Annotated in this window: 10 protein-coding genes; 7 read left to right on the top strand and 3 right to left on the bottom strand. The window is 64.3% G+C overall.

From position 1 onward, the window contains the following. The first annotated feature begins 36 nt into the window (after positions 1–36). Both SB772_RS32615 and SB772_RS32610 read left to right on the top strand, forming a co-directional pair. Positions 37–1,884, top strand: coding sequence for a tetratricopeptide repeat protein (locus tag SB772_RS32615; RefSeq protein WP_410837264.1), 1,848 nt, complete (start codon positions 37–39; stop codon positions 1,882–1,884). A gap of 323 nt (positions 1,885–2,207) precedes the next feature. Continuing rightward, complete coding sequence (locus tag SB772_RS32610) at positions 2,208–2,732, top strand: GNAT family N-acetyltransferase (protein ID WP_410837340.1); 525 nt, start codon at positions 2,208–2,210, stop codon at positions 2,730–2,732. 123 nt (positions 2,733–2,855) lie between these two features. Here the strand turns inward: SB772_RS32610 and SB772_RS32605 are convergent, their stop codons facing one another. The 3 genes from SB772_RS32605 to SB772_RS32595 all read right to left on the bottom strand — a co-directional run bounded on the left by SB772_RS32605 (position 2,856) and on the right by SB772_RS32595 (position 7,468). Beyond that, positions 2,856–3,617, bottom strand: coding sequence for a DUF2968 domain-containing protein (locus SB772_RS32605; RefSeq protein WP_410837263.1), 762 nt, complete (start codon positions 3,615–3,617; stop codon positions 2,856–2,858). A gap of 465 nt (positions 3,618–4,082) precedes the next feature. Then, complete coding sequence (locus SB772_RS32600) at positions 4,083–5,582, bottom strand: gamma-glutamyl-gamma-aminobutyrate hydrolase family protein (protein WP_410837262.1); 1,500 nt, start codon at positions 5,580–5,582, stop codon at positions 4,083–4,085. Positions 5,583–5,710: 128 nt separating this feature from the next. Continuing rightward, a complete protein-coding gene (locus SB772_RS32595; RefSeq protein WP_410837261.1) occupies positions 5,711–7,468 on the bottom strand; it encodes a cation:proton antiporter in 1,758 nt (585 codons plus the stop codon). 218 nt (positions 7,469–7,686) lie between these two features. Here SB772_RS32595 and SB772_RS32590 point away from each other — a divergent pair, with 218 nt between their 5' ends. From SB772_RS32590 to SB772_RS32570, 5 genes are all read left to right on the top strand, one after another. After that, positions 7,687–8,373, top strand: a complete 687-nt coding sequence (locus SB772_RS32590) for a DUF2848 domain-containing protein (RefSeq protein ID WP_410837260.1) — start codon at positions 7,687–7,689, stop codon at positions 8,371–8,373. Between the two features lie 7 nt (positions 8,374–8,380). Beyond that, a complete protein-coding gene (locus SB772_RS32585; protein WP_410837259.1) occupies positions 8,381–9,733 on the top strand; it encodes an MFS transporter in 1,353 nt (450 codons plus the stop codon). A 106-nt stretch (positions 9,734–9,839) separates the two neighbouring features. Then, the gene (locus SB772_RS32580) at positions 9,840–10,520 is read left to right on the top strand and encodes a GntR family transcriptional regulator (protein WP_410837258.1); all 681 of its coding nucleotides are present in this window, start codon (positions 9,840–9,842) and stop codon (positions 10,518–10,520) included. 28 nt (positions 10,521–10,548) lie between these two features. Then, the gene (locus tag SB772_RS32575) at positions 10,549–11,928 is read left to right on the top strand and encodes an amidase (RefSeq protein WP_410837257.1); all 1,380 of its coding nucleotides are present in this window, start codon (positions 10,549–10,551) and stop codon (positions 11,926–11,928) included. Positions 11,929–12,037: 109 nt separating this feature from the next. Next, entirely contained in the window at positions 12,038–12,547 is a 510-nt protein-coding gene (locus tag SB772_RS32570; RefSeq protein ID WP_410837256.1) for a disulfide bond formation protein B, read from the top strand. The last annotated feature ends 262 nt before the right edge of the window (positions 12,548–12,809 follow it).

The raw sequence follows: 12,809 nt of genomic DNA, 5'->3' as shown, positions 1-12,809 counted from the left end.
CCGCGTTCGTCTCACCCGAAATATCATCCATCCGTCATGCAACCTGTATTTGACCGCGCTTTCGCGGCGCATCGTGACGGCCGGCTCGACGACGCCGAGCGCGGCTATCGCGCGACGCTCGACGGCAATCCCGCGCACGTCGATGCGTTGCACCTGCTGGGCGTACTGCGCCACCAGCAGGGCCAGCACGCCGAAGCCGCCGAACTCGTACGGCGCGCGGTAAACCTGCGCCCGGAAGACGCCGCGCTGCAACTGAACCTCGGCAACGCGCTGAAAGCGCTCGGCAAACTGGACGACGCGATCGAGCAATTTCGCAATGCGCTGACGCTCGCGCCGTCCTTCCCGATGGCGCACTACAACCTCGGCAACGCGTACGCGGCGGCGGGCCGCCACGAAGACGCCGCCGACGCGTTCGAGAAATCGTTGCGCCTGCAGCCGCAAGACGCGTCGTCGCATAACAATCTCGGCAATGCGTTGCATGCGCTCGGACGCCACACGGAAGCGATCGCGTCGTTCCAGCGCGCGCTCGAATTGCGCCCCGGGCATGCGGGCGCGCTCAACAACATGGGCATGTCGCTGAACGCGCTCGGCCGCGCGGATGAAGCGATCCCGTGCTTTCGATCCGCGCTGGCCGCCGAGCCGCGCTTCGTCGCCGCGCATTTCAACCTCGCCAATACGCTCGACGCCACCGGCCGCCACGCGGAAGCGGTCGCCTCGTTCCAGGCGGCGCTCGCCTTGCAGCCGAACCTGCCACCCGCGATCTTCGGCTTCGGCAACGCGCTCGCGGCATTGGGCCGCCACGCGCAGGCGCTGCCGTATCTCGAGCGCGCGGTCGGGCTCGATCCCCAATTCGCGCTCGCGTGGCTGAGTCTGGGCACCGCGCACCAGGCGCTGGGTGCACACGCTGCGGCAGTACGCGCATTCGATCAGGCGCTGCGCTTGCGCCCCGACCTCGCCTCCGCGCACATGAACCGCGCGCTTGCGTGGCTCACGCTGCGTGATTTCGCGCGTGGACTGCCCGAATACGAATGGCGGCTGCAAACGACGGCGCAACCGGTCATGCAGACGCTGCCGCGCTGGCACGGCGAGCCGATCGAGCAACGCACGCTGTTCGTGCACGCTGAACAGGGTTTCGGCGATACCTTGCAGTTCGTGCGCTTCGTGCCGCTGGCCGCGCAACGCGCAGCGCGCGTCGTGCTCGAAGTGCAGCCGCAATTGCTGCCGCTGCTTGCGCCGGCCGCGCAAGCCTGGCGCGTGACGCTGATCGCCCGGGGCGCGCCGCGCCCGGCCGCCGATCTGCAATGTCCGTTGCTAAGCTTGCCGCTGGCGCTCGGCACGACCTACGACACGCTTCCCTCCCGCACGCCCTACCTCAGCGCGCCGCCGGGTTATCGCCGCAAATGGCGCGGCTCGCTCGGCGGCCACGCCAGGCGCAAGATCGGCATCGCGTGGTCGGGACGCATCCAGCAGAACGAAAACCGTTCGATGCCGCTTGCCGCGCTCGACCCGCTCTTCGCGCTCGACGGGATCGACTGGATCGTATTGCAACCCGCACTGAGCGCCGACGAACGCGCCGCACTCGACGCGCATCCGCGTGCCACATCGATTCATCGCTTCGACGAGCGGATCGGCGACTTTGCGGACACCGCGGCGATCATCGAGCGGCTCGACGCGGTAGTGTCGATCGATACGTCGATCGCTCACCTGGCCGGCGCGCTGAAGAAGCCGCTGTGGCTGATGCTGCCGTTCTCGGCGGATTGGCGCTGGTTCGTCGGCGAAACGCACAGCTCGTGGTATCCGGGCACGACATTGTTGCGCCAGCCGCAGCCGGGCGCATGGGGCGACGTGGTCGAGGCGGTGGCTAACGAATTGCGGCCGGGCTAGCAGACGCTAGGCCGCCCGATACGGATTGCGCGACTCCGGCGTGCGATACAACACCAGCGTGGCGATCAGGCAGTTGAAACGATCCACTGCGGTCGGCAGGCGGATGCCACGGCAAAAATGAGACGCGCCGGGGGCGCTGCCTTTTCATATCGAATGCATTGCGGCGATATCAGGGTAAACGTTGTGAATCATGCGGAGCCCGCTGCACATAATGTTACCGTTCCCGGTGCTGTCGCGTATTTCATACATTTTCATTACAGAGCCCGCCTTTCGACCCGCGCAGTACACTTTGCAACTGAGCACTTCCGTTGACTACCATCCCGATGCAACCCACCCACGCTATTTCGTTGCGCCCCGCGACCCTCGCGGACGCCGCACTGATTGCTTCGATCCACAGCACCAGTTGGCGGGCCACTTACCGGGGTCTGCTGCCTGACGCGTTTCTCGATGGCGAAGTCAACGGGGAGCGCGCCGCCTATTGGGAAGCGCGTCTGAGCGCGCCGGGCGGCGAGCGCCGTAGCGTGCTGATCGCCGAACTCGCGGGTGAGCCGATCGGTTTTGTGTGTGTCGAACAGCAACCGGAGTCGGCGTGGGGCGTGCTGCTCGATAACCTGCATGCGCTACCGGAACATCAGGGCATCGGCGTGGGCAAACTGCTGATGCGCGCTGCCAAAGACTGGGCGCGCGCGCGAGGCGAAACGCAGCTCTACCTGTACGTGCTCGAAGGCAATACGGCGGCGATCGGCTTCTATGAACGTCAGGGCTGGCAGCTCGTCGGCGCTGAACCGGATCAGATGGGCGGCGTGGATATCACTGCGCTGCGCTATGTGTACCGGCTGGATCGATAAAACCGGCGCGCCGGGTTTGATCGTTGTCCAGATCAATTCGCGAAGTAAGCGCTCCGCGATCTCAAAATCGCGGCGCAAAAAAACCGGCAATTCTGTTGCCGGGCTTCTTTACGCGCTTCTCGCCTACTTCTGCGTTGGCAACCCCAACTCGGTTTGCCGCTGCAACTGCATCACTTCGCCTTGCACCTGACGCAACTGCGCTTGTGCCCTTTCCTTTTCCGCGTGCAGCGCCGCAGCTTCACCCTGCGTTTGGCGTTGATAGTCGTTAACCTTGGCCTGCTGTGTGCGAGCGACGTCGAGATCGGCCTGCAGCCGTTTCGCGCGATCTTCAGACAGCGCGATGATGTTCTCGATATATGCCTTCTGCGCCTGCAATTGCGTGCGGCGAATCTCCACATCCGCGAGTTGCACGGTTTGCTTGACAAAGCCGCTATAAACCGCCTCGGCTCGCGCCATGTCTTGCGACTTGATCACGCGCCAGAAATGTTTGTCTTGAAATAGCGAGACGTAATACGTCATCTCCTGCGGATAAAAAAGCAGGCTCGCGCCATAGCTGCCGTTATAGGTAGTGCGCAGTTCACTCAGCTTCGCATCGCGAATCATCTCCATCAATTCGGCGACGTTGCCTTGTGCATCGCTGGCCGTGGCCGGTACGCCCGAAGCCGGTACGCCCGAAGCCGGTACGCCCACAGCCGGTACGCCCGAAGCCGCGCTGCGCAGCGCGTCGGCGACCGGCTGCGGCGTGAGCGTATTCATGGCCGGCCGAGTGCCGACCAGAGGTGCGGATTCGTCGTTCGACGCTGCCAGCACGAGGCCACCATGCTGCAACAGCGCACACGAGGTCGCGAGCAGCATGGTGCGCCGTACTATTAAGGGATACTTCATACGTGCATGCTCCATGCGAATCCAAAACAGCGTTGGATTATCGCGCGGATTAGCCGTTAAGCGAAGCATTCAAGCGTCGCGCGGCCGCACTTTAAATCGAGATAAACCGACAGGGAACGATTTGGTCAAGTGAATCCATCAATCGCGCAATAAATGCCTTCATCCACGCCCAAAACGCCACGATCCGACTCGGGAGAACGCACAGCTTCCACGTTGAATTCGCGCGAATCCAACGCCAATCGTCAGCCGCATTTTGGAGATAACGCAATAGATTGGTTCGCGCGTTATCTCGCACACCTGACTATCTTATTAAAGCGGACACGAATGACCGGAAAATCGAAAATCTGCCGGCAAGATGTCCGAAAAGTCAGCGAGAAAGAAGCGCAAGGAAAGCCGCTGCACGAGGCGCCGCACCCAACAACAACAGCGCGGCGCCTCGCGTGTATCGGATTTGACAGCGCGGATTTAAAAACGCGTTTCGCGTGCTACCCGCAGGAACGTATCGAGCAACGGCGTGCAATCGAGCAACTCAGGGCCGCCCGCGCGATGAAACTCCGGGTGCCACTGCACGCCCATCACGAACGGTGCGCGTCGATAGCGCACGGCCTCGATGATGCCGTCCGACGCCGATACCGCCTCGATATTCAGATCGCGACCCAGTGTCTTGACCGCCTGGTGATGGATCGAGTTGACGATCGCGTCGCGTCGGCCCGGAAACATATTCGTCAGCGTCGAGCCGTCCGGGAAGTGAATGCCGTGCCGATGCTGATCGTAGTTTTCGTTGACGTGCGCGCCGGCGGTCGGCACCTCGGTGGCGATGTCCTGGTACAAGGTGCCGCCGAACGCCACGTTGATCAGCTGGCATCCGCGGCAAACACCGAGCACCGGCTTGCCCGACTCGATGAACTCATGCAGCAGTTCGAGTTCGTACATGTCGCGCACCCGGTCGCCCGGCCACTCGTGGCTGGCCGCGGCTTCCGCGTACGACTGCGGCGAGACGTCCGCGCCGCCTTGCAGCAGCAGGCCGTCGAGATGCTTCGCATAGTCGCGCAAACGGATATTGCTCGGGTGCAGCATGCCTTGGTGCCCGACCGTCGGAATCATGAACACCAGCACGTCGCGCGACATCACCCAGTGCGCAACCGACTCTTCGAGGTATTGCAGCGTCTTGCCGCGCAGCCCCTTCGCACCCGGCTCCGGATGGAAGATGCGCGCCGACACGCCGATGCGCAGCGTGCGCTGCGTGATCCGCTGACCCGCGCGATCGAACAATTGACGCGCGCGCGCCGCGATGATGCGGCCGAACACGGTCCACGCCGAATCGTTGTGCTTCAGGTAACGCGGCGGCGACGGCGGCAAAGCGTTCGGCGGCGGCGGGTTCGACGCAGTGAAGTCGGGCGCGGCGCCGAACCCGGGCGGCGGCGAGCCTGCCCGGCGCGCGGACGAGGCTGTCGCTTCTTTCGCCGCGGCGGCCTCGTCCGCCGGCACGGTCACTTTCCCGCTGACCCGCTCGCTGCTCACAAGCGTGCTGGGACGTTTCGCCGCATGTCGCACGTCGTGCGCTTCGCGCTCATGGACGGTGGCCTCCTGCTGCGCCGTTGAAGCCGCGGCCGAGCTGCGCGCCTCGGCCGCGTCGCGTTGCCGCGCCGTTTGCGGATCGGCGCGGGTGACTGTTGACGCGCTGTCCGGGTCGTCCGTCGACGACCTCACGGCCGCCTGTTCGGCAGCGGACCCAGTCGCGGAGGAATCAGCCGGTAGCGCGGTCGAAGTCTCGTGCGGCTTCATCACGTCCTTGATAGGCGATTGGATGGAATCTTCGTGGGAGATAGGCAGTGAGACCGACGGGTCAGCCAGCGTGACGTCGGGTTTCGGCGCGCTCGGCGTTTCGCCGGACGGCGACGCCGATGGCGATGGCGACGGGGGGGTGCCGGGCTCGCCGGCATTTTCAGGTTTGTTTTCGCTCATGACAGTCAGACAGGCGCCTTCCACGCGAACGAATGAATATGCCCTGATTATCCGCCAGCGGGGCACGCCCGGCAAACCCGCACACAATTGCTCACATTGTTCGGCGCCACGGCGCAAGCCCGGCTCGCTTAGGGATCCGGTTGTTCGTCGAAGGTTTCGCGCAACGCGATCTGCATCGCCGCGTGGATTTTCACGTACCAGCGCCAGAGCAACGCCAGCAGCAGTGCGGCGCAGATCAGCACCGCGCTCAGCAGCCCGGTCGGCGGCAGGATGCTGCTCGATAGCGCCGCGACCAGCAGAAACACGCCGACCATCGAAACCACCGGGACGAGGTCGGAAATCGCGTAGCGGATCGCACTCGTGAAGCGCCCCGCTATCGCCGGCTGCACACTCACCTCGGCGAGCAGCAACGCAAGCGACTTGGCCTTGCGATAGACGGCTACCAGAAACGGCATCGACACGATTAGCGCGATGCTCCACAGCACGACGCGCTGCATCGGCTCGGAGGTCAGCCAGTGCGCGAGCAGGTTGCCGGTGTACGGCGCGCTATACGACACGATCAGAAAAATCGCCGCGACCAGCGCGAGATTCACCGCAATCTGCAGGATGATCCCCCGCGTCATGCTGAACAGCGTCGGCTCGCCGCTGCCGGTGCTCAAGCTGCGCAGCCACTGCCCGTACATGCCGAACACGTTGGCAAGCGTGCGCGGCATCGCGCGGCCAATGCGCCGGGTCAGCGGGTCAGCCGCGCGAATCAGGTACGGCGTGAAGAGCGTGGTCAATGCGGATACGGCGACCGCGATCGGATACAGAAACGCGCTCGTCACCTTCAACGTCAGTCCGAGCGAGGCGATGATGAACGAAAACTCGCCGATCTGCGAAACGGTCATGCCGACCCGCATCGCCGTGCGTCCGTCCTTGCCGGCCAGAAAGGTGCCGAGCCCGCACGAGACGATCTTGCCGACGATCACCGCCACCGTAATCACCGCGATCGGCCACGCATAGTCGACCAGCACGGCCGGGTTGAGCATCAAGCCGATCGTCACGAAGAAGATCGCCGAAAACGCGTCGCGCAACGGCGCGATCAGATGCTCGATCCGGTGCAGATGGCGCGATTCGGCCATGATCGCGCCGATCAGAAACGCGCCGAGTGCAATGCTGTAATCGAGCTTCACCACCAGCAGACAAAAGCCGAAGCAAAAGCCGAGCACCGACACCAGCAGCATTTCATCGCTTCTGGCGCGCGCGACGTAATTGAGCGCGCGCGGCACCACCAGAATGCCGACCACCAGCGACACCGTCATGAACAGCAGCAGCTTGCCGAGCGTGATCGCGGCCACCCCCGCGCTGAGCTGCCCGGTCTGCGCGATGCCGGACAGCAGCACCAGCATCGCGATGGCCAGAATGTCCTCGACGATCAGAATCCCGAACACCAGTTGCGCGAAGCTCTCGCGTTTCAACCCGAGCTCCGAGAGTGCCTTGACGATGATGGTGGTCGACGAGATCGCCAGAATCGCGCCGAGAAACAGCGAATCCATCGGACTCCAGCCAAACGCGCTGCCGATTTCGTAACCGATCCACAGCATCAGCACGATTTCGGAGAGCGCCGCGACGATCGCCGTCGCGCCGACCTTGAAAAGCTTGCGCAGACTGAATTCGAGCCCGAGCGAAAACATCAGGAACACCACGCCCAATTCGCCGAGCGTCTGGATGGTCTGCTCGTCGTGGATCAGCTGGAACGGCGGCGTGTACGGCCCGATGATCACGCCCGCAGCGATGTAGCCCAGCACCACCGGCTGTTTCAGGCGATGGAACAGCACGGTGACGACGCCGGCGAACGCCATCACGACCGCCAGATCCTGAATGAAGCCGATACCGTGATGCATGAATGCGTTCCTTACAAAAAGTAATGTTCAAAAAAACGCAGTGTACCGCACGGGTGCGACGCGCCGAAAGCGCGCCAACGTCGGGAGGGCCTTGGATTTGCATGCAAAAGGACCGTAGGGGGTCCCAGGGCGTCACCCACGCAGAATGTTTTTGACACGCTGGACGCCTGTGAAATATCACAATAATATTTGCAGAATATTTTCCTGGGAGTCGAGTGATGCAGCGGGTGTCGTTCAATGTCGTAGACCGGTCCGGCGGCAGTAGTGCCGATATCGTCGAAGTCAATCGTCTGACCATTGCCGGTTGGGCCGGGCGTGACCAGGCGGCCATCGAGCATCACATCGCCGAACTGGCCGAACTCGGCGTGAAACGGCCCTCGACCACGCCATGCTTCTACCGCCTCGGCGCCGAACTGTTGACGCAAGCCGAACAGATCGACGTGGTCGGCGTGAAGTCCAGCGGCGAAGCGGAGTGCGTGCTGGTGCGCTCGAACGCGGGATTGCTCGTCACCGTCGGCTCCGACCACACCGACCGCGAAGTCGAGGCCTATGGCGTCACCGTCTCCAAGCAGGTCTGCCCGAAGCCGGTCGCCCGAGACGCATGGCGTTTCGATGACGTCGCCGGACATTGGGATCAACTGGAATTGCGTGCGTATGCCATTGCGAACGGCGAGCGGCGCGTCTATCAGCAAGGCAGCGTCGCGGCGCTGCTGCCGGCCGCCGATCTGCTGGCGCGCGCGCCGCTCGCACAAGGCGCCGCGATGTTCTGCGGCACGCTGGCGGTGCAAGGCGGCATCGTCGGGATGGCCGACGGCGACGCGCTCGAACTCGAACTCCACGACCCCATCCTGAACCGCACGCTGCGCCACGCCTATCGCGTGCGAGCGCTACCCATCGTCGAATGAGGCATCCATGAGCTCCCCTTCGCTATCTGCCACTGCCGCCCCGTCTTCCGACGCGTGGCTCGAAGCCGCCGCGTTGCGCAAGATCACCTGGCGCATCATGCCTTTCCTGTTTCTCGTCTACGTGCTGTCGTACCTTGACCGCGTCAACATCGGTTACGCGAAGCTGCAGTTCACCGGCGATCTTGGGCTATCGAACGCGGCGTACGGACTCGGTGCGGGGATCTTTTTCTTCGGCTACTTTGTGTTCGAAGTGCCGAGCAATCTGCTTCTGAAGAAGTTCGGCGCGCGTGCCACCATCGCCCGCATCACGATGCTGTGGGGCCTGCTGTCGTGCCTGATGATGTTCGTGCGCTCGGAAACGATGTTCTACGTGCTGCGCTTTTTCCTCGGCGTCGCCGAAGCCGGGCTGGTGCCGGGCGTGGTGCTGTATCTGACCTTCTGGTTTCCGTCCGACCGGCGCGCGCGGATGGTCGCCGTGTTCATGGCGGCGATTCCGGTAGCGGGGATCATCGGCGCACCGTTGTCCGGTTTCCTGATGTCGGCGCTGCATGAAGCGCACGGCTTGCGCGGCTGGCAATGGATGTTCCTGATCGAAGGCATTCCGTCGATCCTCGCCGGTTTCTGGGCTTTGGCCGTGCTGCGCAACACGCCTGCCGAAGCCGCCTGGCTCACCGACGACGAAAAGCGTGTGATCCTCAGCCGCCTCTCGCGCGAAAACGCCGCCGCGGCTGCGGCCGGCGCCGAGCATAGTCTCGCGGTCGCATTGCGCTCGGGCCGCTTCTGGCTGCTGACGCTGATCTACTTCTGCCTCGTCACCGGCAACGCGGGTTTCTCGTTCTGGCTGCCGCAGATCGTCAAGGATCTCGGCGTCACGAACCTCGTCACCAATGGCTTTGTCACCGCGATTCCTTATCTGGCGGCGGGCATCGGCATGATACTGATCGGCCGCTCGTCGGATATCACGGGCGAACGGCGCTGGCATTACGCGGTGTGCTGCTTTATCGGCGCGGCGGGATTGCTCGGCAGCGCCTCGGTGACGGACTCGATTCCGCTGGCCGTCACCGGTTTGTCGATCGCGTATATCGGCATTCTGGCGGGCTTCGGCATCTTCTGGTCGATGTCGACGACGTTCCTGCAAGGCACTGCGGCGGTCGCGGGTATCGCGGTGATCAACTCGATTGCGAACCTCGCCGGCTATGTGAGCCCTTATGTGCTCGGCATCGTCAAGGATGCGACGCATAGCGTGACCTTCGGGCTGGTGCTGATCGCGGGGGCGCTGATCGTCGGCGGCCTCGTCACGCTGATGATGCCGCGCGTCAAGGTGCAGCATGCGGCGGCGGTCACGGCAAGCAGCGCCTGACATGCAAGGACAGCGCGGGTGGCCGACTCATGCTCCACGCACACTCGCACCGTCCGCGCAAAACCTTGTTCTACAATGCGTGCGACATTGCCCGCTCTCTCTTTACATGACGCTTCTGCAGACTGCCCGCCCTTCCAGTCCCACCCGCGAGAGCGCTGGCGCGAGCCTCGCCGAACAGGCCTATGCGTTCGTCAAGCGCGAGATCATCACGATGCGCCTGCGGCCGAGCGAGGTGCTCAACGAAGCGGAATTGATGGCGCTGACCGGCATCGGCCGCACGCCCGTTCATCAGGCATTGCACCGGCTGGTGCACGAAGGCATGCTGACCATCATGCCGCGCAAGGGCATCATGGTGCGCCCGGTCTCGCTCGACGACGTGCTGGCGATCATCGACGTGCGGCTGGTGAACGAGAGCTACTGCGTCGAGCTGGCCGCGCGCCACGCGCAGCAGCACGATTACGATGCGATGCAGGCCTTGCTGGAGCGCTCGGCGGTCTGCGTCGCGGCGCACGATATCGAAGGCATGATGGATATCGACCGCGAGTTTCATCTGGCGATTTCGGCGGCCTCGCGCAACCCGGTGCTGGCCGACATTCTGCGCGGGCTGCACGAACGCTCGCTGCGCTTCTGGTTCATTTCGCTGTCCGAGCCGCATCATCTCGAAGACGTCCACGAAGAACATCTCGAACTGTTTCGCCTGTTGCGCGACCGCGATGCCGAAGGCGCCCGCCAATCGGTGCAAAAGCATATCGAAGCGTTCCGCGCGACCCTGTTCAACCGAATTTAACCGCATTAACCGGATCCGGACGACCCTCATGGCCACTGAATTCACGCCCTTCCCGCCGCTTGCCCAGCTTGCCGCCGATCTCGCCGCCGGCCGCACCACGAGCCGCGCGCTCGTCGAAACCGCGCTCGAACGGATCGCCGATCCGGCCGGCCAGGGCGCGGTTGCCTTCATGCACGTCGATGCCGACAGCGCCCGCGCCGCCGCCGATGCGCACGACCGCCTGCGCGCCGCCGGCACGGTGCTCTCGCCGCTCGCCGGGATTCCGGTGTCGGTCAAAGACCTGTTCGATATCCAGGGCCAGGTGACGCGCGCCGGTTCGGTCGTGCTGGCCGACGCCCCCGCCGCCACCGCGGATGCGGTCGCCGTCGCGCGTTTGAAGCGGGCGGGCGCGGTGATCGTCGGGCGCACCAATATGAGCGAGTTCGCGTTTTCCGGACTGGGCTTGAACCCGCATTACGGCCACCCGCTATCGCCTTATCAGCGCGGCGTAAAGGGCGATGAGCGGATTTCGGGCGGTTCATCGTCCGGTGCGGCGGCCTCGGTGGCGGACGGCATGGCCGCGGTCGCGCTCGGCACGGATACCGGCGGCTCGATCCGCATTCCGGCCGCGTTGTGCGGCCTGACCGGCTTCAAGCCGACCGCCGACCGCATCCCGAAGCATGGCGGCGTGCCGCTTTCGCCGACGCTCGATTCGTTCGGGCCGATCGGCGCGTCGGTGGCGTGCTGCGCGCTGGTCGACCGGATGCTGGCCGGCCTCGAGCCGCGCATCCCGGCGGCCCGGCCGCTCGAAGGCGTGCGCCTTGGCGTGCTCACCCATTTCGTGACCGACGGGGTAGAACCGGCAGTCGCCGCGGCGATCGACACGGCGCTCAAGCATCTGGAAGCGGCCGGTGCGATCGTCACCGAAGTGCGCTTCGCGCCGCTCGACCGTTTGCCCGAGATCAACCGCTTCGGCTTTGCGCCGATCGAAGCGTATGCATGGCACCGTCCGCTGCTGGAGAAACACCGCGAACAATACGATCCGCGCGTGCTGGTCCGTATTCTGAAGGGCCAGCCGGCCAGCGCCGCGGACTATCTGGACCTGCTCGCCGAACGCCAGGCGCTGCTCGACGAAGCCGCGCGCACGCTGTGGCAGCGTTTCGACGCGGTTGTCGCGCCGACCGTGCCAGTCGTGCCGCCGCGCGTGGCCGATCTGGCACACGACGACGACGCCTTTGGCCGCACCAATGCGCTGATCCTGCGCAACCCGAGCGCCTTCAATTTCCTCGATACCTGCGCGCTGTCGCTGCCCTGCCATCTGCGCGGCGACGCGCCGGTCGGCCTGATGCTGGCAGGCGCGCCGCACGCCGACGACGCCTTGCTGGCCATCGGCCGCGGCGCCGAAGCCGTGCTCAACGCGATCCGCTGATCGGGATGACGGTGTAAAAGTGCGATAAGCGTCAGGGCGGGGGTTCGCGCTAGAATCGCGGGCACCCGCCCTTTCTCGACTTTTTCCGTCCTCGACAGCCACACGATCCATGAATAACGACAATGCAATGCTGCGCCGCGAGCGCTCCCTGCTGGTTCTGCTTGGCCTGATCTGCGTCGGGCTGGTGGCCGGCGCACTGTATCTGCAGTACTTCAAGCATGAAGACCCGTGTCCGCTGTGCATCATCCAGCGCTACTTCTTCCTGCTGATCGCGATTTTTGCGTTCCTCGGCGCGCGCTTCAATAGCTGGCGCGGCGTGCGTCTGCTCGAAGTGCTGGCGGCGCTGTCGGCGCTGGCCGGCATCGTGACCGCCGCGCGGCATGTGTATCTTCAGGCGAATCCCGGCTTTAGCTGCGGCTTCGACGCGCTGCAACCGCTGGTCGACAGCTTGCCGCCCGCGCAGTGGCTGCCGGGCGTGTTCAAGGTCGCCGGACTGTGCGAAACGCCTTATCCGCCGATTCTCGGTCTTTCGCTGCCGACGTGGTCGCTGGTGGCGTTCGTGGTGGCTTTCGTGCCGCTGGCGTTGAGCCTGTACCGCAATCGCGGCCGGATCGCCTGATCCTTCGGATCCGCACCGGCCTTTGCACCGTCTCGTTCGCGGCGGGTCGAAGGCCGGCAAAGCCACTCCGGCAAAGCCGTTCCCCCGCCGCACCCCGCCCTGCATGGCTTTGCGCCATCCGCCCGCCTCACGCAACTTCCCGGCTTGTCACGAATCGTACTTTTCTCATGATCGCTTCCGAATAAGCTTCATGCGAAACGGGAAATATTTTCGGGACAAGGTGGTGATATCTTCGGATATGGATGGCGATCTACGTGCGCGA

This window comes from Paraburkholderia sp. SIMBA_030 (assembly GCF_046535245.1).
Taxonomy (GTDB): domain Bacteria; phylum Pseudomonadota; class Gammaproteobacteria; order Burkholderiales; family Burkholderiaceae; genus Paraburkholderia.
Note: the sequence above shows the minus strand (reverse complement) of the source record. Positions and strands in the feature narration are given on the sequence as shown.

Coding starts and splice junctions, on each gene's coding strand:
- SB772_RS32615 (WP_410837264.1), top strand. CDS start 37: ATGCAACCTGTATTTGACCGCGCTTTCGCGGCGCATCGTGACGGCCGG.
- SB772_RS32610 (WP_410837340.1), top strand. CDS start 2,208: ATGCAACCCACCCACGCTATTTCGTTGCGCCCCGCGACCCTCGCGGAC.
- SB772_RS32605 (WP_410837263.1), bottom strand. CDS start 3,617: ATGAAGTATCCCTTAATAGTACGGCGCACCATGCTGCTCGCGACCTCG.
- SB772_RS32600 (WP_410837262.1), bottom strand. CDS start 5,582: ATGAGCGAAAACAAACCTGAAAATGCCGGCGAGCCCGGCACCCCCCCG.
- SB772_RS32595 (WP_410837261.1), bottom strand. CDS start 7,468: ATGCATCACGGTATCGGCTTCATTCAGGATCTGGCGGTCGTGATGGCG.
- SB772_RS32590 (WP_410837260.1), top strand. CDS start 7,687: ATGCAGCGGGTGTCGTTCAATGTCGTAGACCGGTCCGGCGGCAGTAGT.
- SB772_RS32585 (WP_410837259.1), top strand. CDS start 8,381: ATGAGCTCCCCTTCGCTATCTGCCACTGCCGCCCCGTCTTCCGACGCG.
- SB772_RS32580 (WP_410837258.1), top strand. CDS start 9,840: ATGACGCTTCTGCAGACTGCCCGCCCTTCCAGTCCCACCCGCGAGAGC.
- SB772_RS32575 (WP_410837257.1), top strand. CDS start 10,549: ATGGCCACTGAATTCACGCCCTTCCCGCCGCTTGCCCAGCTTGCCGCC.
- SB772_RS32570 (WP_410837256.1), top strand. CDS start 12,038: ATGAATAACGACAATGCAATGCTGCGCCGCGAGCGCTCCCTGCTGGTT.